Source organism: Burkholderia pseudomultivorans (assembly GCF_902499075.1).
GTDB lineage: Bacteria > Pseudomonadota > Gammaproteobacteria > Burkholderiales > Burkholderiaceae > Burkholderia > Burkholderia pseudomultivorans.
Map to the genome: position 1 here is coordinate 14775 of NZ_CABVPP010000032.1, position 22522 is coordinate 37296.

Here is a 22522-nt window from a genome sequence, read left to right on the forward strand (position 1 = left end):
CCGGCTGCCGGCGCCGCCGTCGGCACGACGGAGGAAGGCATCCGGATGACGCCCGTTCGCGCGCGTGTCGCGCCATTGCGCGGCATCGCCGGACCGGACGGCCGTTGCGTTTCGACCATTATCGCGCTGCGCGATCGCGCCGTGACTCGGTATGTAAACGGACGTCGGCGGTCGGGCATGCCTTTCTGCGTCGGGCCCGCCAGCGGTGCGGCGGACCGGTAGCCACGCTCGCGGTGAAAGAAACGGACCGCCCAATGACAACGCGGCACGACATCGCTGTCATGCCGCGTTGCGCGTCCGTTTCGCGCGGCGGAAGAAACGCCGCCGCGCGCCGGCCGTGGCCGCTTACTTCGGCAGTGCGCCCGTCAGCGACTGCAGCAGCGTCGACACCGGAGCCAGCGGGTTGTTCGCCGCGCTGCCGTTCGAATGCGACGACGAGACCGACAGGCTCGGCACGGAGCCGAGCGTCGTGCCGACCGCATTGACGACCGTCGCCGCCGAATTGCCGCCCGCGGTCAGCACCGAGCCGACCGCGCCGGCCGTGCTGCCCGCCGCGCCCGCGCCCGAACCGAGCAGGCTGCCGCCCGCCGACGCCGTCGAACCTGCCGCACCCGACAGCGCGCCGGCCGCCTGCCCGAGGGCCACCGGACCGTTCGCGAGGGCGCCCGTCACCGCACCCAGCGCACCGGTCAGCGCGCCGGCAGGATTGCTGCCGCCCGTCAGGCCGCTCACGAGATTCGTGATCGGCGCGATCGGGTTGCTGCCTACCGTGCCCGACAGCGTGCCGACGACCTGGTTCACGACGCCCTGCACCGGCGCCAGCGCGTTCGTGCCGCCAAGGTTGCCGAGCGCGCCGGTGACCTGGCTCACCACGCCCTGCACCGGCGCCAGCGGGTTCGTGCCGCCGAGATTGCCGAGCGCGCCCGTGACCTGGCTCACCACGCCCTGCACCGGCGCCAGCGCGTTCGCGCCGCCGAGGTTGCCGAGCGCGCCCGTAACGGCATTGACCGCGCCGCCCAGTGCGCCCGTCGCCGTGCCGACCGCATTGCTCAGCGCGGCGGTCGGGTTGCTGCTGCCGAGCGTGCCGACGACCTGGTTCACGACACCCTGTACCGGTGCCAGCGCATTCGAGCTGCCGAGGCTGCCGAGTGCACCCGTCACCGAACCGAGCGCGCCGGTCAGCGCGCCGGCGGCGTTGCCGCCCGTCGGCAGCGCGTTCTGCAGGCCGCTGACGAGGTTCGTGATCGGCGTGATCGGGCTGCCGCCGCCTGCTGCACCCGACAGCGTGCCGACGACCTGGTTCACGACACCCTGCACCGGCGCCAGCGGGTTCGTGCCGCCGAGATTGCCGAGCGTGCCCGTCACCGAATTCAGCGCGCCCGTCAGTGCGCCGGCCGGGTTGCCGTTGCCGAGCGTCCCCGCGAGTTGCGTCACGACGCCCTGGACCGGCGCGAGCGGGCTCGATGCACCGCCGACGTTGCCGAGCGCACCGGTGATCGTGTTCACCGCGTTGCTCAGCGAGCCGACCGGATTGCCGCTGCCGAGCGTGCCCGTCACCTGGTCGACGACGTTCTGGATCGGCGTCAGCGGGTTCGTGCCGCCGCCGACGCTGCCCAGTGCACCGGTGACCGTGCCAAGCGCACCGGTCAGTGCGCCGGCCGGATTGCCGCTGCCGAGTGCGCCGGTCACCTGGTTCACGACGCCTTGAACCGGTGCGAGCGGATTCGTGCCGCCACCGACGCTACCCAGCGCGCCGGTTACCGTGCTGAGAGCACCGGTCAGTGCACCAGCCGGATTGCCGCTGCCGAGTGCGCCGGTCACCTGGTTCACGACGCCTTGAACCGGTGCGAGCGGATTCGTGCCGCCACCGACGCTGCCCAGCGCACCCGTTACCTGATTCACGACACCTTGAACCGGCGCCAGCGGATTCGCGCCGCCACCGACGCTGCCCAGTGCACCCGTTACCGTGCCGAGGGCGCCCGTCAGCGCGCCAGCCGGGTTGCCGCCACCCAGCGCGCCGGTCACCTGATTCACCACACCTTGAACCGGCGCCAGCGGATTCGCACCGCCGCCCACCCCGCCGAGCGCGCCCGTCACCGTGCCAACCGCATTGCTCAGCGTCCCCGTCGCCGTATTCAGCGCACCGCTCAGCGCGCCAGCCGGGTTGCCGCTGCCCAGCGCCCCGGTCACTTGATTCACCACGCCCTGCACCGGCGTCAGCGGCGACACCGTGCCGCCGCCACCGAGCGCACCCGTCACCGCGCCCACCGCCCCCGACAGCACCTGCCCGGGATTGCCGAGCGACGTCTGGATCGAACCCGATCCGCCCGCAGCCACGGTGACCGAACCCAGCGGCGACGTACCCGTCGCCGCGAGCCCCACCGATACCGTATTTGTCGGCGGATTCACGATGATCTGCGGCACCGGCAGCGCATCGAGCGCGCCCGCCATCGCAGAACCCGAAGCCAGTCCCCCGAACGCCGTCGCCACCGCCAGCGCCGCGCCCGTCAATTTAAAATTTTTTCTCATCGTTACCTCATCTCGGTTGGCACTACGTTGATAAAGCATGGGGACGGATTGCACGAAGCGTGCCACTTGGATAAATCGCGTTAATTCGCCGCCCTATTGCAGGGCAATAACGATTTCAGCGTGAATTTCAGGCGAAATTCCGCTGCAGCGACGCGGAATCGTATGAGGAGAAACGTGGCGGGAAAGAGGATGTAACGTAACGTTTGCGAGGTCCGCAGTAACGTGTTCCGGTACATCGGCGGCCACGCCGGAACATCCGGTCGTGAACGCGCAGCACATCGGCGCGAGCAGCGGTTTTCCGTTCCGCATTCGACCAATGAAAATGCATTAGTAAATCGCGTGTTTTCTGGTTTTATTATTCCGCGATTTCTTTCCGGATTATTACGCAGATCATTTCCCTTTCCGCGCATTCCGATGATACGGATAACAGAATGAAAAATTGTGTCGCCCGCATCGCGGCCGGCGGCGAGCGGCCGGCACGTGCGGGAGCGCCCCCGCTCAACCGAAACGCTCGGGCCGGTACGGACGCGGATCGATATAGGTCGGCGCGCCCGTCATCATCTCGGCGAGCAGCCGCCCGGTCGCGGGGCCGAGCGTAAGCCCGTGATGACAGTGGCCGAATGCGAACCACAGATGACGATGGCGCGGTGCCGCGCCGATCACCGGACGCATGTCGGGCGTGCAGGGCCGCATCCCGAGCCACGGCGCCGGATCGAGCCGCTCGCCGATGCCGAACGCGTCGCGCGCGCGAGCTGCACGCCCGTCGGCGGCGCGCCGCGCAGCGCGATCTCGACGCCGGTCGTGAGCCGCAGCCGGCCAGCCGTCGCGCAGTTGCACGAGCGGCGTCGCATCGCCGGCCAAAGCGTCCTTTCGGGAAGCGGTTTGCGCGACTATGCTTGAGGCGGCCCCGCCCGCCGCGCCGCGGCATCGAATCGCGAAAATGATATAGTCACGGTTACATTTTTTATCGCGTCGATCCGCCCATGCCGACCGCTCCTGCCCCGACCGCTCGCCCGACCCTGACCGTCGAAATCTGGTCCGACCTGATCTGCCCGTGGTGCTGGATCGGCAAGCGCCGCTTCGACGAGGCGCTGGCCGCGTTCGCCCATGCGGACCGCGTCGACGTCGCACTGCGCGCATACCGGCTGATGCCCGGCCAGCCGGTCGAACCGGTCGAGGCGATGCTCGCCGGCAAGTATCGGATGTCGCCCGCGCAGGTCGACCAGATGCTGCGCCAGGTGACCGACGCGGCCGCGAGCGTCGGGCTGCGCTACGACCTGCCCGGCACGTTGGTCGGCGACACGCTCGACGGCCACCGGCTCGTCAAGCTCGCCGAGGCGACCGGCCGCGCGCATGCGCTGACCGAGCGGCTGTATCGCGCCTACTTCTGCGAGCACGGCTCGCTGTTCGATCACGCCGAACTGGCGGATTTCGCCGTCGACGCCGGGCTCGAGCGCTCGGCCGTCGAAGCGGTGTTGCGCAGCGACGCGTATCGCGACGAAGTCGACGCCGACATCGAACGCGCCGCGCAGATCGGCGGGCGCGGCGTGCCGCTGTTCGTGTTCGGCGGCCGCTACGCGGTGTCGGGCGCGCAGCCGGCCGACGTGTTCGCGCAAGCGCTCGACCAGGCGTGGCGCGACGGCGTCGTCGAACCCGCCGGCGGCGACGCGGCCGCATGCGGCCCCGACGGCTGCGAACTGCCGGGGCGCGCGTGATGTGCCGCAGCGGCGTCGCACCGGCCACTACGCGACGCTGCTGCCACAAACCGGCAGGAAGCCTTTGCGAATGCCGACTAGAATGCAGCCTTTCAAATAACTATCAAAAGGCGGCAAGCCCATGACCCACGGCATCCACGGCGAGAGACGCTGGTATGCGCTGATCGTCCTCTGTCTCGGCGTGCTGATGATCGTGCTCGACAGCACGATCGTGAACGTCGCGCTCCCGTCGATCAGCACCGATCTCCGCTTCACCGAAACCGCACTCGTCTGGGTCGTCAACGCGTACCTGCTGACCTTCGGCGGCTGCCTGCTGCTCGGCGGCCGGCTCGGCGACCTGTACGGACAGCGGCGCATGTTCCTCGCGGGCCTCGTCGTCTTCACGCTCGCGTCGCTCGCCTGCGGCCTCGCGCAGTCGCAGGCGATGCTGATCGCCGCGCGCGCGGTGCAGGGCTTCGGCGGCGCAGTCGTGTCGGCCGTGTCGCTGTCGCTGATCATGAACCTGTTTACCGAGCCCGGCGAACGGGCGCGCGCGATGGGCGTGTACGGCTTCGTCTGCGCGGGCGGCGGCAGCATCGGCGTGCTGCTCGGCGGCCTGCTGACCAGCACGCTGTCGTGGCACTGGATCTTTCTCGTCAACCTGCCGATCGGCATCGCGGTGTATGCGCTGTGCGTCGCGCTGCTGCCGCGCATGCGCGCGCCGGCCGGCACCGCGCGGCTCGACGTCGCGGGCGCGATCACGGTGACCGCGTCGCTGATGCTCGCCGTCTACGGCATCGTCGGCGGCAACGAGGCCGGCTGGCTGTCGACGCAGACCGTCGCGCTGATCGGCGCGGCCGTCGTGCTGTTCGCGCTGTTCGTCGCGATCGAGGCGCGCGTCGCGCATCCGCTGATGCCGCTCACGCTGTTCGGCGCGCGCAACGTCGCGCTCGCGAACGTGATCGGCGTGATGTGGGCGGCCGCGATGTTCGCGTGGTTCTTCCTGTCCGCGCTCTACATGCAGCGTGTGCTCGGCTACGCGCCGCTGCAGGTCGGCCTCGCGTTCCTGCCGGCGAACCTGATCATGGCCGCGTTCTCGCTCGGGCTGTCCGCGCGGATCGTGATGCGCTTCGGGATTCGCGGCCCGCTCGCGGCCGGCCTGCTGATCGCGGCGGCCGGCCTCGCGCTGTTCTCGCGCGCGCCGGTCGACGGCGGCTTCGTCTGGCACGTGCTGCCGGGCATGACGCTGCTCGGCATCGGCGCGGGCATCGCGTTCAACCCGATGCTGCTCGCCGCGATGAGCGACGTCGATCCGGCCGACTCGGGCCTTGCGTCGGGCATCGTCAATACCGCATTCATGATGGGCGGCGCGCTCGGCCTCGCGGTGCTCGCGAGCCTCGCGGCCGCGCGCACCGACGCGCTGACGGCCGCCCGCGTCGTGCCGCTCGACGCATTGAACGGCGGCTACCACACGGCGTTCGCGTTCGGCGCGGGGTTCGCCGCGGCGGCTGCGCTGATCGGCCTGGCGCTGCGCGTCCGGCGGCAGGACGCCGTCGAAGGCGGTGTCGGGCCGGCGATGCACTGATTCGCAAGTCGGTGCCTGGACGAGACAATGCGACGCGCGCCGTGTCGTCTCGCCCGCCTCGCTGTCCGCGCCTTTCACACCTTTCAATCCGCGCCGCACCCGCCGATAGCCGTCCATCGGCCTGCCCTGCCCCGGTGCGCCGCGCTGCGGCCGCCCGGCCGCGCCCATGCCAACGCGCGTTTCACCCGCGACCGCCCAACTGCGCCGAACCGCGCGCCGCCCGATTTTTAACGCAGTCGTACACCGACCCGCCACTTTTGCGACAATGGCGGACTTTGATCCACGCGCCGCCGCCGAACGCCGCACAACTGCCTGCTGCCGATGTCGCTTCCCCATATCGATCTGCTGTACTCCCTGTCCGGCCTGTTCGTCGGCGTCCTCGTCGGCCTGACGGGCGTCGGCGGCGGTTCGCTGATGACGCCGATCCTGGTGCTGCTGTTCGGCGTCCATCCCGCGACGGCGGTCGGCACCGACCTGCTGTACGCGGCCGCGACCAAGGCCACCGGCACGCTCGTGCACGGCCTGAAGGGCTCGATCGACTGGCGCATCACGGGGCGGCTCGCCGCAGGCAGCGTCCCGGCCTCGGCCGTCACGCTGTGGGTATTGCATACGCACGGGGTGAATTCGCCGGGCACCGCGCGGACGATCCAGCTCGTGCTCGGCATCGCGCTGCTGCTCACGTCGCTCGCGCTGATCTTCCGGCCGCAGCTCGCCGCGTTCGCCGCGCGCAACCCGCTCGCGCCGAGCCCCGCCCGCACGCTGTGGTCGACGGTGCTGACCGGCGCCGTGCTCGGCGTGCTGGTGTCGATGACCTCGGTCGGCGCCGGCGCGATCGGCGTCACCGTGCTGCTGCTGTTGTATCCGGCCCTCGCGACGACCCGCATCGTCGGTTCCGACATCGCGCATGCCGTGCCGCTCACGCTGGTCGCCGGCATGGGCCACTGGCTGCTCGGCTCGGTCGACTGGTCGATGCTGCTGTCGCTGCTGCTCGGCTCGCTGCCCGGCATCGTGCTCGGCAGCCTGCTGTCCGCGCGCGCGCCCGAGCGGCTGCTGCGCAACCTGCTCGCCGCGACGCTGGTCGCGGTCGGCGTGCGGCTCGTGCTCGCCTGAGCCTGCCCCGCCGCCCCTTCCCTACATGAAAAAAACAGCCCGACCGGCCATCGCCGATCGGGCTGTCGTCGTTGCAGGAGACCGGCGGCCCGCACCGCGCGGCGATGAACCGCGCGCGGCAGGCCGCCTCGCCCTTCGAGCTTACCGCCCCTGCTGCTGGAGCTGCTGCTGACGCAACTGCTGCGTGCGCGCCTGCAGCTTCAGCACGCGCTGCAGCGCGGTACGGTTCGCGAGGATCCCGTCGTAGAAGTTGCCGAGGTCGGCCTTCAGCGCGGTCCGCGACGCGTCGTTCAGATAGATCATGTGGCCCGACGGGTAATTCTTGATCGTCAGGTTCTGCGCCTTGATCGTCGGATCGAGCGGCATCTGCGCGAGCGTCAGCTCGGTCTGGTGGAACGGCGTGACCGCATCGAAGTAGCCGTTCGCCGACAACACCTTCAGGTCCGGGTTCACGCTCATCGTCGACGCGAGGTCGCCGGCCGTGTACAGCGTATTGCCGCCGCCCTTGTTCGCGCCGGTCGGGTCGATGTGGCTGAAGTCCCAGTTGTTGAAGACCTGGTCGTTCAGGTCCACGAACGACGACGTCGACGTGTACTTGAGGTCGGTGTTGATATAGCTGTTCCACAGCACCGTATACGCGCCGCCGACGTTCGTGATCGACGGATCGTTGCTGCCCGAGTTCGGCAGGATGTACGGCGCGATGCCCTTGCCGGTGAAGTTCGCGCGACCGTCGTACTGGCCGATCTGCGTGCCCGGCACCAGCGTCAGGAAGAACGTGTACGGCGGGTTGTCGTCCGACGACGGCACGTTGCCGAGCGCGGCCGGATTGCCGAAGGTCTGGATCAGCGAGGTCGGATCCGTGCCGATGTACGAGCCCATCTGCTGCGCGGTCTGAAGGTTCAGGTTCAGCCGCACGTTGACGAAGCCGCCGTCCTGCGGGTTCGGCTTCTGCGCGAGCGGCGCGAGCGTGTTGTCCGCATAGTTGCGCGCCTGGACCATGTACGCGTCGAGATCGGTCGGCGTCGGATTGAGCGTCGTCTTCTTCCAGTAGAACGCGTCGGCCGCGAGCGTCGGGAACGTGCCCGGCGCGGACAGCGCGTTCGCGTAGTCGAGGATCGACGACTGCAGCGTGATGCCGTTCAGGTCGATGCCGTCCTCGTGCAGCACCCACGACACGACCGCGCTGCGCGCGGTGCCGTACGACTCGCCGTACAGGAACTTCGGCGAGTTCCAGCGCGAATACTTGGTCAGGTAGCGCTGGATGAAGCGGTCGATCGACCGCGCGTCCTGGTCGGTGCCCCAGAAATCCTTGTTCTTCGCCGGGGCGATCGCCGCCGAGTAGCCGGTGCCGACCGGGTTGATGAACACGAGGTCGGTGCGGTCGAGCAGGCTGTCGGGGTTGTCGAGCAGCTTGTACGGCGCGGGCGGCGTGAAGTTCGGGAACGACGACTGCAGGCGCTTCGGCCCGAACGAGCCGAGCAGCAGGTAGACCGACGACGAACCGGGGCCGCCGTTGTAGAAGAACGTGACCGGGCGCGGCTTCGACGGATCGGGATTGTCCTGCGTGTACGCGACGTAGAACATCTTCGCGTTCGGCGCCGACGTGGTCGGGTCGATCGTCGTCAGGTGGCCGGTGGTGGCCGTGTACTTGACGGTCTTGCCGCCGATCGTGATCTGGCGATGCACGACGGCCGCCCCTTCCGTCGAATCCGTGACCGCGTCGTCCGGGCCGGTGCCGTAGACGTCGGTGTCGACGAACGGCTGGTCGGCCGCGGCGGCCGTCGTCGTGTTGCTGCCGGCGGACGAGGTGCCGCTGCCGGACGTCGGCGCCGTCGCGGCGGCTGCCGCGGCCGCGGCAGCCGGGCTCGACCCGTCGTCGCCCCCGCAACCGGTGACGAGCAGCGCCGCGGCCGTGGCCGCGGCGAGCGGCGCGCTCAGCGTCGTTCCGAATAGCGCGAAACCGTCTTTCAAGGACTTCAGTGTCGTCATTATTGCCTCTCGAACAGAACGATAAATACCGCCGGTCGCAAAGGATCATTTGCGCCGGCGCTCCGCACCAGGAGTGCATTCGTTATGCGACGCACTCCGAGTTTTTTACCGGTTCGGCAAATACCGACCGGCACGATTTACCCCACCCGTATTCCGCAACTGCACAATGAAATCGATGGAATCAATTCCATTGAAAACGACAAATCGATAATCCGGCATACGATCGTTTGGCGGCTCGTATTCGCTTGCACGAAAAATCGACGGCAATGGCTTTCCCCGCGAAACCCGCCACACAGGGCGGCTTCGCTGCGCATGGACGAACTATCCCGTCGGCGAGGCGTCGATTAATCGCCGAATGGCAATCAGTCACAGCTCGAGCCGATCTAACAAAATCGAAAGGATCTTTTAATTAAATGGAAAGGAATATTCTCTCTAGCGAATTTATTAAATTAAGTGAAAATATCGGCGCATATTAAGTTCGGGGTTTTGCGGCGTAAAGTAATAATTTGTTACAGCGCTCGCCATTCGCAGAAAAGCAGGCGCGGGACCGATTCCACGCGCTGAAAACAAAAAAGCCGGACACATGTCCGGCTTCGTCACGGCGGCGCGCCGCGCTCAGAGCGGCACGTCGATCACGCCGGCGCCGGCCGTGATCGCGTTCGCGCCCGGCGCGCCGGAGATCGGCGGCAGGTTCGCGCTCGTCAGCGCCGGCGCCGCCCCCGGCGTGCCGCCGCGCGGCACCGTGCGGATCACCTGCGACGGCGGCAGCGGCGCGCCGTTCTTCAGGTGCCGCCACATCAGGTTCAGCGCCTGCAGGTTGTAGTAGTGAACCGGCACGAAGCGCGTGTCGAAGCCCGCGACGGGCAGGAACGCATCGAAATGCTGGCCGTTGGTCACCTCGTAGAACACGAGCCGGCTGCGGCTGCCTTCGCTGATGCCGTTCTGCGCGACATACGCGCGCGACGCGTGGTTGACCGGCACGAGCGCGTCGCTGCGGCCCTGCACGATGATCGCAGGCTTGCCCTGCAGGTTCGCGTTCACGCGCACCGCGTCGACGTTCGCCGGCATCCCGAGCATCCCGTTGGTCCACAGCTGGCGCAGGCACAGCGCGCCCGCGAAACTCGCGTCGGGCGTCGCGAGCCGATGATCGACGCCCGCGCCGGTGTTGAACACGAGATCGATTCCGGCCGTCGGCGGCACGCCGTTGCCCGCGCCGAACACGGCCGGCATCGGCGACGCGGCGGGCGGCGCGACCGCGCCGCTGGCCGCGTTCGTCGTCGCGAAGCTGAAGTTGCAAAGGTTGTCGGTGACGCGCGAGCGCGTATACGCGTTCGCATAGGTCACCGCGATCGCGGGAATCGCCTGCGAGTCCCACATCGGCGCCTGCAGCAGGTCGGAATCGGCGAGATAGCCGGCCGCATGCAGTTGCGCAAGCGCGTCGGCGGCCTGGCTCTGCGTATCGCTGCCCGACACGAGGCCCGCGGCGGCGAGCGTCGCGCAGCGCTGCGTGCGGATCGACTGCGTGGTGGCGGCCGGCAGCGCGGTGAGATACGGCGCGCCCGCAAGCGACGTCAAGGCGGCCGCGCACGGCTCCAGCAGGTTCGCAAGCGTCGCGTAGTCGGCGAGCGGCCGGCCGAACGACGGCACCGGCTGGCCGCCGCTGCGCACGACCGCGTTCGGCGACATCCGCACGTTGACCTGCGGCTCGCCGACCACGACCGCGGTAATCCAGCCGCGGCTGTCCTGTTCGGCCGCCGCGAGCGACGCACCGCCGCCGTTGCTGACCGACGCCGCGATCGTCGTGATGTCGCCGGCGCGGTAGCGCACGCCGCGATGCGTGCCGTCGATCAGCGGTCCGAACTGCTCGTTCAGCGCCCAGTACGCGAACTCGACCGACTGCAGCGTCACGCGGCCCCAGTCCTGCTCGGGATTCTGCTGCGAATGCGCGTGCTTGAACGCGTAGCGGTTCGGGTACTGGCTGTTGTAGGTCGAGAGATCGCCGCTCGACACGTTCGCGGTAAACAGACTCGCATTGCCGGCGAGCACCGCGTTCGCGAGCGTGCCGTCGATCAGCGTGACCGTGTCGCTGCCGAGCTCGTGCGCGCCGTTGCCGCCGCCCTTGTCGTTGTACGCGACCGCGCAGCCGCGCTTGAGCCCCCACTCGCCGGCCGCCGAGATCGCACCGTATACGCCGCGCGAACCGGATGACGTCGCCGTGACGATGCACGGCTGCGCCGGATCGAAGCTCGCGGGCACCTGCACGAGCAGGGTCACGTTCTTGCGGCCGCTGCCGTCGTCGGAATACGCGAGATATTCGGTGCCGGGGATCCGGCCTTCGCCGAGCGTGTCGTTGCCGTCGAGATCGACGTTCGGCCCCCAGAAGCGGCCGTAGCCGCCGTTCGCGCTCATGTCGACGAGCGCGCGGTAGTTCGACCAGATCGCGAGCCGGCGCAGCTCGGCGGCCGTCGGCCGGGACGGATTCGCGAACGCCGGCGCGGTCGCGCTCGCGAGACCGGTCTTGCCGAGGCCGGCCGTCAGCAGGTCGTCGCTCGCGCCGTCATAGGCCGTCGTGCGCACGCTGCCCGAGACGAAGCCGGGCAGCCGGTTGCGCTCGGCCGACTCGTCGCCGTTGCACGCGCCGAGCACCGCGACCGCGGCCAGCGCCGCGCCGAAAAGAATCCGCCTGCCCCACCCGAGCCTCGTCATCGCCGCCCTCTCGATATCGTTATCGGCCGGCCGCCGCGTCGAACGCAGCGCACGGCATCGGAAGCGCAAACGGGCGCCGGCATGCCGGCGCCCGCCCGTCGGCGGGCATGCGCGGCGCTGACGCGCCGCGGCCCGCCGTCACTGCTGCTGGACGGTCAGCTTGTTCGTGACCGACGTCACGCCCTTCACGCCCTTGGCCGCGGCTGCGGCCTTGTCGATCTGCGACTGGTCGGGCATCGTGCCCTCCAGCGTGATCGCCCCGCCCTTCGAACGCACGACGAGGTTCGACACGTTCTCGCCCGTCTCCTTCGAAATCGCCTTGCGCACCGCGTAGCCGAGCTTGCGGTTCGCCTTCTTCGCGGTTTTCGTCGCGGCCTTCGGTGCGCTCGTCGCGGCGGCCGGCGCCTCGGTCGCCGCCGGCTCGCTCGACTGCGCATACACGCTGCCCGACAGACAAGCCGCCACTGCGGCAACGCCCAACGCTCTCAACACGATCGACTTCATGCTATCTCCTTGTGACTCCGGAACGGCCGCGCACAGGACGGCCGGTTACCCCCAAAGGCAGCCGGCCCGCGCGCGAACGGGCGGGACGGCCGATGATTTCCACGGCGATGCGAGAGAGGCGAGACGGGCCGGCAGCCGGCGCACGCAAAAGCGGGCCGGCCGGACCGGGCAGCCGCCGGCCGGACGCGCCCGGTCTGGTCGCTTGCCGGGTCGCGCGAGTCGGGCGCGGCTGCGTCGCACAATGTAATCCAGCGCCCGCCGAAGCGTCAAAGCTTTTGACGCGGCGCCCCCGGGCGCCGGCGCGCCGTCCGCCTCCCGGCTCGCGCGCATACGGCGAAACCGGTTACCATCGCCGCGAGAACCCGCATCGTCGACGGCCGCCGTCGTCGATGCGTCACACCCGCGTCATCCGCCGCCCCATGAAACCTGACCGTCCCCGCCCGCCTCGCCGCATCCTGGCCCGCTTCGTCGCGGTGTCGTGGCGCGATCTCGCGCTGTCGATCGGCCCGACCGTGCTGCTCGCGGCCGCCGCCGTCTGGCTCGCGGTCAAGCTGATCCAGCCGGCGCCGCCGTCCACGCTGGTGATCTCGTCCGGGCCGCCCGGCAGCACGTACTGGAATGCCGCGCAGAAATACAAGGCGATCCTCGCGAAAAACGGCATCACGCTCGACGTCGAATCGTCCGAAGGATCCGCGCAGAACCTGGCGCGGCTGCTGAACCCGAACGCGCCGGTCGACGTCGGCTTCGTGCAGAGCGGCATCGGCCCGAAGGAACGTGACGAGCATCTGGTGTCGCTCGGCAGCATCGGCTACGTGCCGCTCGCGATCATGTATCGCGGCCCGATCGTCGCGCGCCTGTCCGACTTCAAGGGCAAGCGGCTCGCGCTCGGCGCGGAAGGCAGCGGCGCGCGCGAGCTGAGCCTCGCGCTGCTGAAGATGAACGGCATCGTGCCGGGCGGCCCGACCCAGCTGCTGCCGACCGGCGGCGAGGACGCGGCGGCCGCGCTGCTCGACGGCAAGATCGACGCGGCGTTCCTGTCCGGCGACTCGACGCAGATCCCGGTCATGGCGAAGCTGTTCCGCACGCCGGGCGTGCACATGTATTCGTTTACGCAGGCCGAGGCCTATGCGCGGCGCTTCCCGTACCTGACCGCGATCACGCTGCCGATGGGCGTCTACGACCTCGGCCGGAACCTGCCGCCCGAGGATCTGCACACGCTCGCGCCGACCATCGACCTGGTCGCGCGCGACACGCTGCACCCCGCGCTGTCCGACCTGCTGATCGAGGCCGCGCGCGAAGTGCACGGCCACGCGACGATCCTGCAGCATGCGGGCGAATTCCCGTCGCCGGACACGCGCGGCTTCCCGCTGTCCGACGACGCGGCGCGCTATTACAAGTCGGGCAAGACCTTCCTGTACCGGCGGCTGCCGTTCTGGGTCGCGAGCCTCGTCGACCGGCTGCTGGTGGTGGTCGTGCCGCTGATCGTCGTGCTGATCCCCGGGCTGCGGCTGGTGCCGTCGCTGTACGGCTGGCGCGTGCGCTCGCGGATCTACCGCTGGTACGGCGCGCTGATCGCGCTGGAGCGCAGCGCGCTCGGCGAGCATACGCCGGAGGAGCGCGTCGAGCTGCTCGACCAGCTCGACGACATCGAGGAGTCCGTGAACCGGATGAAGATGCCGCTCGCGTATGCGGGGCAGTTCTACGTGCTGCGCGAGCATATCGGTTTCGTGCGCGAACGGCTGACCGCGCACGATGCCGAGCCGGCCGCGGACGCGCACGGCGCCGGCCAGACCGCGACGCGACGCGCCGAAGCGGCGCCGCCGGCCGGCGGCCCCCCTCGGGCGACTCCCGGTTCCGCGTGAACGGACGATCCGCGATCATTGCTGCACGCGCGCGCCGCCGCGTAACATGGAGGCCCGCCGCACGCCCCATCCACTGGAGATCGTCATGACAACCGGCCTCGACACCGCCCGGCCCGCGTGGTTCTTCGACTTCGTGTCGCCGTTCTCCTATCTGCTGCTCGAACAGCACGACAAATGGCCGGACGTGCCGTTCGAACCCGTCGCCGTGTCGCTCGCCGACCTGCAGCGCCACTGGGGGCAGCGCCCGGGCGCCGACGTGCCGGCGCGGCGCATCTTCACGTATCGCCACGCGCTGTTTCGCGCGGAGCAGCTCGGCATCCGCTTCAAGATGCCGCCCGCGCACCCGTTCGATTCCGACAAGGTGCTGCGGCTCGCGATCGCGCTGCGCGCCGACATTGCGACCGTGCTGGAAATGTTCCGCTTCATCTGGCGCGACGGCAACGATCCGTCGACGCCGGAAGGCTTTGCGGCGCTGTGCGAACGCGTCGGCGTCGGTCACGGCGACGAACTGATCGAATTCGAGGAGACCAGCGCGCAACTGCGCCGCAACGTCGACGATGCGATCGCGCTCGGCGTGTTCGGCGTGCCGACCTTCTGGATGAACCGCCAGCTGTTCTGGGGCGAGGACGCGCTGCCGATGGTGCTGTACTGCGCGCGCACGCCGAACTGGCTCGAGTCGCGCGAGGTCAAGCGCATCAGCTCGCTGCCGAAGGGCCGCGCGTGATGGCCGGTATCACGCACGGCAACGCGCGGCTGCGGTAAGGTTACGCTTCCCCCGCACACCCCGCATCGATGGAAGACGACGACCGTACCGCCTCGCTCGACATCTGGCTCGTGCGCGTGCTGCGCACGCTGCTGCTCGAGCGCAGCGTCACGCAGGCCGCACTGCGCCTGAACCAGACACAGCCCGCGATCAGCACCGCGCTGCGCAAGCTGCGCGAGACGCTGAACGACCCGATCCTCGTGCGCGGCAAGTCCGGCATGGTGCCGACCGAATACGGCGCGTCGCTGCTCGGCGCCGCGACGCGTGCGCTGCGCGAGGTCGACTTCATCGCGACGCCGCACGGCGACTTCGATCCGTCGTCCGCGCGCCGCACGTTCCGCGTCGCCGCGCCCGACTACCTGAACGATTTCTTCATGCCGACGCTGATCGAGCGCTTTCGCGACGCGGCGCCGCATGCGCATCTGGAAATCGACTCGCTGAACCCCGCGCTCGATCATGCGGGTGCGCTCGAATCGGGCGCGCTCGACCTCGTGATCGGCAACTGGCCGAAGCCCGACCCGCTGTTCGCGCGCCAGGACCTGTTCTCCGACACGATCGTGTGCCTGATGCGCGACGCCCACCCGCTCGCGCGCGCGCCGCTCACGCGCGACGCGTATGCGAACGCCGCGCACGTCGCGCCGACGCCGTACACCGGCGACAAGCGCAACGCGATCGAGATCGGCCTCGCGCGCGCGAAGCTCGCGCGACGCATCGTGACGACGCTGCCGTACTTCGGCATCGTGCCGCAGGTGCTGCTGCAGTCGGACCTGATCTTCACGACCACGCGCCGCTTCGCGACGCACTATGCGCAGCTGCTGCCACTGGTAGTCGTCGCGCCGCCGGTGCCGTTCCCGCGCATCAAGAGCTACCTGCTCACGCATCCGCAGCCGGATCGCCCGACCGACATCGCGTGGCTGTGCGCGCTGATGCAGAGCGTGTCGAACGAGCTGACCGCGGCCCGCGGCCGCAAGCGCTGACAGCGCGCCCGCGGCGTTCCGTCGCCGCGACGGCCGACCGCGTCAGGCCGTGCAGAAGGTTTCCTGCAGATGCGTCCAGCGCACCGTGCCGGCCGCGTCGCGTTCGAACACTGCGGTCGCGCGGCGTGCGGGCAGTTCGCCCGACGCCGCGTGCTGCGCTTCCAGATAGGTGAGCACCGCATGCGACGCATCGGCCACGAGCACGCGAAGCTCCGACAGCGCGATGCGCAGCCCGGGCTTCGCACCGGCGAGCGTCGCGAACAGCGCGCGCGTGCCGGCGCGATCGAACATGCGACCGTCGGTCGTGATCATCGTGAAACCGGCGGAAAACGGCGCGAGCATCGCATCGAGCGCGGCCGGCGCGGTATCGGCGCCGGACAGCCAGCGTTCGATGGCGACCAGGCTCGCATCGAGCGCGTCGAGATAAATGCGGTGATCGGACATGGGATGGGCAAGGAAAGACGCGGCCCGACGCCGCGCGATCCGTGCAGTGTAAGTAAAAACGCACGGCCCCGCACCGGCCGCGACGTTAGCGCACGCAGGACACCGCGTCGCGCGCGTGCGCGCTCGCGGCCGCCTTCGCGTCGGCCACCGGCATGCCGCAGCGCGCCTGCAGCAGCTCCGCGCATACGGCCACCGCGATCGAGCCGGGCGCCTTGTCGACGATGCCGGCCACGCCGATCGGGCACACCATGTCGACGAGCCGCGCGGGATCGACGCCGCGCGCGGCGAGCCGCCGCTCGAACTTCACGCGCTTGGTGCGCGAGCCGATCATCCCGAAGTAGGCGAAGTCGCGGCGCCGCATGATCTGCGCGGCGAGCGAGAAATCGAGCGCGTGGTTGTGCGTCATCACGAGGAAATACGCGCCGGGCGGCGCCGCGTCGACGACGGCCTCCGGCGTGTCGGTCGGCTCCGGCTGCACGTTTGGCGGACATTCGTCCGGGAACAGCTCGTCGCGCGTATCGACCCACTGCACGACGCACGGCAACGCGCCGAGCAGCGTGACGAGCGCGTGACCGACGTGCCCCGCGCCGAACAGCACGATATGCATCGGCGGCGGCGCGGCCGTCGCGCGGTTGCGCCGGCCGGTGCCCTGCGCGAACGGCGCATCGACCGACGGATATGCGCGGGCTTCGCCGCACGCACCGCCGGCGCAGCCGCGCTCGGCCGGCTGCGCGTGCGCAGCCGCGTCGCACACGTCGGGCGCGGCCGGCAGGATCGGCGAACGGGCGGGCGCCTTCATCTCACGCTGCCCGCGACGCGCGCACCGCCTGCAGCGCACGCAGGATCGACTCGCCGGTCGCCGGCGCGTCGAGCGGCGGATTCACGCGATAGTCGCCGACCGCCGCGATCGCGTCGCGCACCGCGAAGAACACCGAGAACGGCAGCAGCAGCGGCGGCTCGCCGACGGCCTTCGAACGATGGATGCTGTCCTCGACGTTGCGGTTCTGGAACAGCCGCACGTTGAACTCGGGCGGCGTATCGTTGACGGTCGGGATCTTGTAGGTGGACGGTGCATGCGTCATCAGCTTGCCGCCCTGGTTCCACCACAGCTCCTCGGTCGTCAGCCAGCCCATCCCCTGGATGAACGCGCCCTCGACCTGGCCGATGTCGAGCGCCGGGTTCAGCGACGCGCCGACGTCGTGCAGCGCGTCGACGCGCAGCGTGCGCATCTCGCCGGTCAGCGTGTCGATCACGACTTCCGACACGGCCGCGCCGTACGAGTAGTAGTAGAACGGCCGGCCTTGCAGCTTCGACTGGTCCCAGTACAGCTTCGGCGTCGCATAGAAACCGTCGGACCACAGCTGCACGCGCGCCAGGTAGGCCTTCGCGATCACTTCGCCGAACGGCACCGCGACGCCGCCGATCCACACGCAGTCGTTGCCGAACGTCACGTCGGCCGCATCGACCTTGCCTTCGCCGTACTGCTTGGCCGCGAACACCGCGAGCCGCTCGCGCAACTGGCGCGCCGCATCCTGCGCGGCCTTGCCGTTCAGGTCGGAGCCCGTGGATGCCGCGGTCGCGGACGTGTTCGCGACCTTGCTCGTGTCGGTCGCGGTCACGCGGATCCGGCCGAAGCGGATGCCGAGCTCGTGCGCGACCACCTGCGCGACCTTCGTGTTGAGCCCCTGCCCCATCTCCGTGCCGCCGTGGTTCACGAGCACCGAGCCGTCGGTGTAGATATGCACGAGCGCGCCGGCCTGGTTGAAGTGCGTGACGTTGAACGCGATCCCGAACTTCACCGGCGTGAGCGCGATGCCCTTCTTCAGCACCGCGTTGCGCGCATTGAACGCGCGCACGCCTTCGCGGCGCGCGCGGTAGTCGCTCGTCGCCTCGAGTTCGGCGAGCAGCTCGGGCAGCACGTTGTCCTCGATCGTCTGGCCGTACGGCGTCACGTTGCGCTCGGTCTTGCCGTACAGGTTCGCGTAGCGGACGTCGAGCGGATCGCGGCCGAGCGAGCGTGCGACGTCGTCGAGGATGTACTCGATCGCGAACGCGCCCTGCGGGCCGCCGAAGCCGCGGAACGCGGTGTTCGACTGCGTGTTGGTCTTGCCGCAGTAACCGGCGATCGCAACGTCCGGCAGCCAGTACGCGTTGTCGAAGTGGCACACCGCGCGCGTCATCACCGGGCCCGACAGGTCGGCCGAGAAGCCGCAGCGCGAGGTCATGTCGAGCGCCACGCCGTCGAGGCGGCCGTCGTCGTCGTAGCCGACGTCGAAGCGGTAATGGAAATCGTGCCGCTTGCCGGTGATCATCATGTCGTCGTCGCGATCCGGGCGCAGCTTCACCGGGCACAGCAGCTTCCATGCAGCCAGCGCCGCGCAGCACGCGAACAGCCCCGACTGCGATTCCTTGCCGCCGAACCCGCCGCCCATCCGGCGGCACTCGACCAGCACGTTGTGCGACGCGACGCCGAGCACGTGCGCGACCAGGTGCTGCATTTCGCTCGGGTGCTGCGTCGAGCAGTACACGTGCATGCCGTCGTCGTCCTTCGGCACCGCGTAGGCGATCTGCCCTTCCAGATAGAACTGCTCCTGGCCGCCCAGCAACATCTCGCCCGACTCGCGGTGCGGCGCGGCGGCCAGCCGCGCGGCCGCGTCGCCGCGCGCGAGCTTCAGCGGCGGGATCACGTAGGTTTCGGCCTGGCGCGCTTCCTGCGCGGTCAGGATCGCCGGCAGTTCGTCGTACTCGACCTGCGCGCGGCGCGCGGCCAGCCGCGCGGTTTCGTGCGACGTCGCGACGACGATGAACATCGGCTGGCCGACGAACTGCACGACGCCCTGGGCGAGCACGGGATCGTCATGGATGATCGGGCCGCAGTCGTTGACGCCCGGGATGTCGTCCGCGGTGAACACGGCGACCACGCCGGGCGTCGCGCGCACCGCGTCGAAGTTCATCGACACGATCTTCGCGTGCGCCTTCGCGGACAGCCCGAGCGCCGCGTGCAGCGTGCCGGCGACGAGCGGGATGTCGTCGGTGTAGGTCGCGCGCCCGCTCACGTGCAGGTGCGCGGATTCGTGCGGACGCGAGACGTGCACCTGCGCGGCGTCGGCCTGCGGATCGAGGGTGCTCAGGAACGGTTCGGCTTGCTGGTTCATGTTCGGTGTTCTCCGTGGTCAGACGCGCGCCGCTTCGGCGGCGACTTCACGCACGTTCAGGGCTTGCGGCGGCAGCGGATCGTGCGGACGCGTCTCCAGCCAGAAGCGGTACATCAGGTTCTTCGCGGTATCGAGCCGATATGCGCTCGTCGCGCGCATGTCGGTGAGCGGCTGGTAGTCGCGCTCGAGCGCCTGCATCGCGGCCTGCGCGGTGGCCTCGTGCCACTGCGCGCCGTCGAGCACGCCTTCCGCGTGCGCCGCGCGCTTCGGCGTCGCGGCCATCCCGCCGAACGCGATGCGCGGCTCGCGGACCACGTCGCCGTCCGCGATGAACGCGAACGCCGCGCACACGGCCGAGATGTCGGAGTCGAACCGCTTCGACAGCTTGTAGGTGCGGAACTGCAGGTTCGCGCGTGCGCCGCTGCGGGTCGGCACCTTCACGCCGACGACGAATTCGTGCGGCGCCATGTCCTTCTGCTGGTAACCCGTATAGAGCGCTTCGAGCGGCAGCTCGCGCACCGTGTCGCCGCCGCGCAGCACGACCCGCGCGCCGAGCGCGATCAGGCCCGGCATCGAGTCGCCGATCGGCGAGCCGTTCGCGACGTTGCCGCCGAGCGTGCCCGCGTTGCGGATCGGCAGCGACGCGAAGCGCTTCCACATCTCGGTCAGTTCGGGATACGTATCGGCGAGCGCCGCATAGGCGTTCTCGACGGTGACGCCCGCGCCGATCTCGATCCAGTCGTCGCCGTGCACGATGCGCTGCAGTTCGGCGACCTGGCCGATGTAGATCAGGTCGTCGAGCCGGCGCATCTGCTTCGTGACCCACAGGCCGATGTCGGTGCTGCCCGCCAGCAGCCGCGCGTCGGGACGCGCGAGCTTCAGCGCGGCCAGCGCGTCGAGCGTGCGCGGCGCCGCGAAGCGCGCGCCGCCGATCGTGTAGTCGAAGGTGTCGTCGCGCTTCAGCGCGGCGAGCGTACGGGCCAGCGCGGCGGTGTCGACGGGCGATGGGTGCGACGGGGTGCCTTCGCCGGTCGCACCTTCGCCGGCCGCACCTTCGCCGGTCGCGTCAAACATCCTCACCGCCGCATCGACGATCGGACGATAGCCGGTGCAGCGGCACAGGTTGCCGGTCAGCGCATCGGCGATCTCGGCGCGCGTCGGCACGTCCTTCGCCTTCGCGCATGCGCTGCCGCAGCCTTCGTGGCCGTGCTTCTCGTACAGCGCCCACATCGACATCACGAAGCCCGGCGTGCAGAACCCGCATTGCGACCCGTGGCAGTCGACCATCGCCTGCTGCACCGGATGCAGCGTGCCGTCCGGCTGGCGCAGGTCCTCGACGGTCAGCAGCGCCTTGCCGTCGAGCGTCGGCAGGAACTGGATGCACGCGTTGACGGCCTTGAAGGCGACCGTGCCCGCGTCGGTCAGCTCGCCGACGACGACCGTGCACGCGCCGCAGTCGCCTTCCGCGCAGCCTTCCTTGGTGCCGGTGCAATGGGCGTCCTCGCGCAGGTACTGCAGCACGGTGCGGGTGACGTCCGCGCCGCTGACTTCGCGGATCGCGTGACGATGGTAGAAGCGGATCGGCTCACTCATGTCTCTATCGTTCTTCAAGTGGGGGCAACACGGCCGGCGCAGGGCCCGACCGACGTTTTTCTGACAGTTTGCACGCTATCACCGTCAAATTCCGCAACCCATAGCCCATCACGCATGGGGCCCATATAACTGCGGCGATATGGTTTCCGGCGCCTGCCGGCGACCGGCGCGCAGGTCCCGCCCCGCCTGCCGGACAGGCAAAACGCCGTCGCGCCGCGCGTCGCCGGACCCGGCGCGGAAAAGGGTTCGATTAACTAAATGGTACCTGCGTGAAAACCGGTTCCATGGGAAAATCCCGATTCCGTTTTTCGCCGCCGTGCGTTTCGTCCCCTCATTCGTTCAGACCCCATGTCAACCGATTCCGCCCCCACGCCGCGCAGCGGGTTCGCCGTCACGCTGCAAATCGTGTCCGTCGTCAGCTTCACGTTCATCTGCTACCTGACCATCGGCCTGCCGCTCGCGGTGCTGCCGGGCTTCGTCCACGACGATCTCGGCTTTTCGGCGATCGTCGCGGGCGCGGCGATCAGCGTCCAGTATTTCGCGACGCTCGCGTCGCGGCCGCTCGCCGGACGCTTCGCCGACACGCTGGGCCCGAAGCGGACCGTGCTGCGCGGGCTGATCGGCTGCGGCGCGTCGGGCGTGCTGCTGCTGATCGCGCTGCTGCTCGCGCACTGGCCCGTCGCGAGCCTCGTGCTGCTGGTCGCGAGCCGGCTCGTGCTGGGCGTCGGCGAGAGCCTGTGCGGCACCGGCGCGATCCTGTGGGGCATCGGCCGGGTCGGCGTCGCGCACAACGCGAAGGTGATCTCGTGGAACGGCATCGCGACCTACGGCGCGCTGGCGCTCGGCGCGCCGGTCGGCGTCGCGATCGCGCATACGCTGAATCCGGCGCTGATCGGCGTGATCGTGATCGCGCTCGCGGCACTCGGCTATTACCTCGCACGCCTGATCGACGCCGTGCCGATCGTGCACGGCGAACGGATGTCGTATGCGAGCGTGTTTACGCGCGTGCTGCCGCACGGCCTCGGCCTCGCGCTCGGCTCGGCCGGCTTCGGCTCGATCGCGACCTTCGTCACGCTGTACTACGCGGCGCGCCACTGGCCGAACGCGGCGCTGTCGCTGACGGTATTCGGCACGCTGTTCATCGGCGCGCGCCTGCTGTTCGCGAACACGATCAAGACCTACGGCGGCTTCCGCGTCGCGATCGTGTCGTTTGCCTTCGAATGCTCGGGCCTCGTGCTGCTGTGGCTCGCGCCCGTCCCGCACGTTGCGCTGGTCGGCGCCGCGCTGACCGGCTTCGGCTTCGCGCTGATCTTCCCGGCGCTCGGCGTCGAGGCCGTCGCGCTCGTGCCGCCGGCGAGCCGCGGCGCGGCGCTGTCCGCGTATTCGGTGTTCCTCGACCTGTCGCTCGGCATCACGGGCCCGCTCGCCGGTTACGTGGCGGGCGCGTTCGGCTATCCGCAGGTGTTCCTGTTCGCGGCCGTCGCGGCGGCGGCGGGCGTCGGGCTGTCGGCGCTGCTGTATCAGCGGCAGGCGCGCGTGGCGGGCAGCGGCGCGGCGGCCTGAACGCGGGACGAACGGCGCATGCCGGAGGCCGCAGTGCGCGCTCGATGT

At 69.6% G+C, this 22522-nt stretch carries 15 protein-coding genes and 1 pseudogene; 7 read left to right on the plus strand and 9 right to left on the minus strand.

The genetic code is table 11. The features are described from left to right. Nucleotides 1-345: 345 nt before the first annotated feature. Both BST28156_RS20390 and BST28156_RS20395 read right to left on the minus strand, forming a co-directional pair. Nucleotides 346-2529, minus strand: coding sequence for a beta strand repeat-containing protein (locus tag BST28156_RS20390; RefSeq protein WP_174903221.1), 2184 nt, complete (start codon nucleotides 2527-2529; stop codon nucleotides 346-348). Nucleotides 2530-3027: 498 nt separating this feature from the next. Further along, nucleotides 3028-3347 (minus strand): annotated as a pseudogene (locus BST28156_RS20395) (NAD(P)/FAD-dependent oxidoreductase); the annotation flags it as partial. A gap of 165 nt (nucleotides 3348-3512) precedes the next feature. Between BST28156_RS20395 and BST28156_RS20400 the strand changes: the two are divergent. From BST28156_RS20400 to BST28156_RS20410, 3 genes are all read left to right on the plus strand, one after another. Further along, complete coding sequence (locus BST28156_RS20400) at nucleotides 3513-4244, plus strand: DsbA family oxidoreductase (protein WP_174903222.1); 732 nt, start codon at nucleotides 3513-3515, stop codon at nucleotides 4242-4244. A 121-nt stretch (nucleotides 4245-4365) separates the two neighbouring features. Next, nucleotides 4366-5808, plus strand: a complete 1443-nt coding sequence (locus tag BST28156_RS20405) for a DHA2 family efflux MFS transporter permease subunit (RefSeq protein WP_174903223.1) — start codon at nucleotides 4366-4368, stop codon at nucleotides 5806-5808. Nucleotides 5809-6129: 321 nt separating this feature from the next. Further along, entirely contained in the window at nucleotides 6130-6918 is a 789-nt protein-coding gene (locus BST28156_RS20410; protein ID WP_009690400.1) for a sulfite exporter TauE/SafE family protein, read from the plus strand. Nucleotides 6919-7059: 141 nt separating this feature from the next. Here BST28156_RS20410 and BST28156_RS20415 read toward each other — a convergent pair whose 3' ends face one another. From BST28156_RS20415 to BST28156_RS20425, 3 genes are all read right to left on the minus strand, one after another. Continuing rightward, nucleotides 7060-8907: a S10 family peptidase gene (locus tag BST28156_RS20415; protein ID WP_174903224.1), complete on the minus strand. Its 1848-nt coding sequence runs from the start codon at nucleotides 8905-8907 to the stop codon at nucleotides 7060-7062. Between the two features lie 615 nt (nucleotides 8908-9522). Beyond that, the gene (locus BST28156_RS20420; protein WP_174903225.1) at nucleotides 9523-11613 is read right to left on the minus strand and encodes a D-(-)-3-hydroxybutyrate oligomer hydrolase; all 2091 of its coding nucleotides are present in this window, start codon (nucleotides 11611-11613) and stop codon (nucleotides 9523-9525) included. Between the two features lie 138 nt (nucleotides 11614-11751). Next, the gene (locus BST28156_RS20425; RefSeq protein ID WP_174903226.1) at nucleotides 11752-12117 is read right to left on the minus strand and encodes a BON domain-containing protein; all 366 of its coding nucleotides are present in this window, start codon (nucleotides 12115-12117) and stop codon (nucleotides 11752-11754) included. Between the two features lie 419 nt (nucleotides 12118-12536). Here BST28156_RS20425 and BST28156_RS20430 point away from each other — a divergent pair, with 419 nt between their 5' ends. The 3 genes from BST28156_RS20430 to BST28156_RS20440 all read left to right on the plus strand — a co-directional run bounded on the left by BST28156_RS20430 (nucleotide 12537) and on the right by BST28156_RS20440 (nucleotide 15719). After that, a complete protein-coding gene (locus BST28156_RS20430; RefSeq protein ID WP_060242296.1) occupies nucleotides 12537-13979 on the plus strand; it encodes a TAXI family TRAP transporter solute-binding subunit in 1443 nt (480 codons plus the stop codon). An 85-nt stretch (nucleotides 13980-14064) separates the two neighbouring features. After that, complete coding sequence (locus BST28156_RS20435; protein ID WP_174903227.1) at nucleotides 14065-14703, plus strand: 2-hydroxychromene-2-carboxylate isomerase; 639 nt, start codon at nucleotides 14065-14067, stop codon at nucleotides 14701-14703. A 68-nt stretch (nucleotides 14704-14771) separates the two neighbouring features. Beyond that, nucleotides 14772-15719 (plus strand): LysR family transcriptional regulator, encoded by a 948-nt coding sequence (locus BST28156_RS20440; protein ID WP_040126743.1) that lies wholly within the window; start codon nucleotides 14772-14774, stop codon nucleotides 15717-15719. A 42-nt stretch (nucleotides 15720-15761) separates the two neighbouring features. Here BST28156_RS20440 and BST28156_RS20445 read toward each other — a convergent pair whose 3' ends face one another. The 4 genes from BST28156_RS20445 to xdhA form a co-directional block, all read right to left on the minus strand. Continuing rightward, on the minus strand, nucleotides 15762-16163 hold the full coding sequence (locus BST28156_RS20445) for a polyketide cyclase (protein WP_060242292.1): 402 nt from the start codon (nucleotides 16161-16163) through the stop codon (nucleotides 15762-15764). An 85-nt stretch (nucleotides 16164-16248) separates the two neighbouring features. Then, on the minus strand, nucleotides 16249-16962 hold the full coding sequence (gene xdhC / locus BST28156_RS20450) for a xanthine dehydrogenase accessory protein XdhC (RefSeq protein ID WP_174903228.1): 714 nt from the start codon (nucleotides 16960-16962) through the stop codon (nucleotides 16249-16251). A 1-nt stretch (nucleotide 16963) separates the two neighbouring features. Continuing rightward, entirely contained in the window at nucleotides 16964-19318 is a 2355-nt protein-coding gene (gene xdhB, locus BST28156_RS20455; protein ID WP_174903229.1) for a xanthine dehydrogenase molybdopterin binding subunit, read from the minus strand. A gap of 18 nt (nucleotides 19319-19336) precedes the next feature. Beyond that, a complete protein-coding gene (xdhA, locus tag BST28156_RS20460) occupies nucleotides 19337-20911 on the minus strand; it encodes a xanthine dehydrogenase small subunit (RefSeq protein ID WP_174903230.1) in 1575 nt (524 codons plus the stop codon). Nucleotides 20912-21259: 348 nt separating this feature from the next. On the opposite strand from xdhA, the gene BST28156_RS20465 reads away from it, so the two are divergent. Further along, a complete protein-coding gene (locus BST28156_RS20465) occupies nucleotides 21260-22474 on the plus strand; it encodes an MFS transporter (protein WP_174903231.1) in 1215 nt (404 codons plus the stop codon). Nucleotides 22475-22522: the final 48 nt, after the last annotated feature.

Bases quoted from the DNA above. Each gene is read 5' to 3' on its own strand.
- BST28156_RS20390 (WP_174903221.1), bottom strand. From the start codon at position 2,529: ATGAGAAAAAATTTTAAATTGACGGGCGCGGCGCTGGCGGTGGCGACG.
- BST28156_RS20400 (WP_174903222.1), top strand. From the start codon at position 3,513: ATGCCGACCGCTCCTGCCCCGACCGCTCGCCCGACCCTGACCGTCGAA.
- BST28156_RS20405 (WP_174903223.1), top strand. From the start codon at position 4,366: ATGACCCACGGCATCCACGGCGAGAGACGCTGGTATGCGCTGATCGTC.
- BST28156_RS20410 (WP_009690400.1), top strand. From the start codon at position 6,130: ATGTCGCTTCCCCATATCGATCTGCTGTACTCCCTGTCCGGCCTGTTC.
- BST28156_RS20415 (WP_174903224.1), bottom strand. From the start codon at position 8,907: ATGACGACACTGAAGTCCTTGAAAGACGGTTTCGCGCTATTCGGAACG.
- BST28156_RS20420 (WP_174903225.1), bottom strand. From the start codon at position 11,613: ATGACGAGGCTCGGGTGGGGCAGGCGGATTCTTTTCGGCGCGGCGCTG.
- BST28156_RS20425 (WP_174903226.1), bottom strand. From the start codon at position 12,117: ATGAAGTCGATCGTGTTGAGAGCGTTGGGCGTTGCCGCAGTGGCGGCT.
- BST28156_RS20430 (WP_060242296.1), top strand. From the start codon at position 12,537: ATGAAACCTGACCGTCCCCGCCCGCCTCGCCGCATCCTGGCCCGCTTC.
- BST28156_RS20435 (WP_174903227.1), top strand. From the start codon at position 14,065: ATGACAACCGGCCTCGACACCGCCCGGCCCGCGTGGTTCTTCGACTTC.
- BST28156_RS20440 (WP_040126743.1), top strand. From the start codon at position 14,772: ATGGAAGACGACGACCGTACCGCCTCGCTCGACATCTGGCTCGTGCGC.
- BST28156_RS20445 (WP_060242292.1), bottom strand. From the start codon at position 16,163: ATGTCCGATCACCGCATTTATCTCGACGCGCTCGATGCGAGCCTGGTC.
- xdhC (WP_174903228.1), bottom strand. From the start codon at position 16,962: ATGAAGGCGCCCGCCCGTTCGCCGATCCTGCCGGCCGCGCCCGACGTG.
- xdhB (WP_174903229.1), bottom strand. From the start codon at position 19,318: ATGAACCAGCAAGCCGAACCGTTCCTGAGCACCCTCGATCCGCAGGCC.
- xdhA (WP_174903230.1), bottom strand. From the start codon at position 20,911: ATGAGTGAGCCGATCCGCTTCTACCATCGTCACGCGATCCGCGAAGTC.
- BST28156_RS20465 (WP_174903231.1), top strand. From the start codon at position 21,260: ATGTCAACCGATTCCGCCCCCACGCCGCGCAGCGGGTTCGCCGTCACG.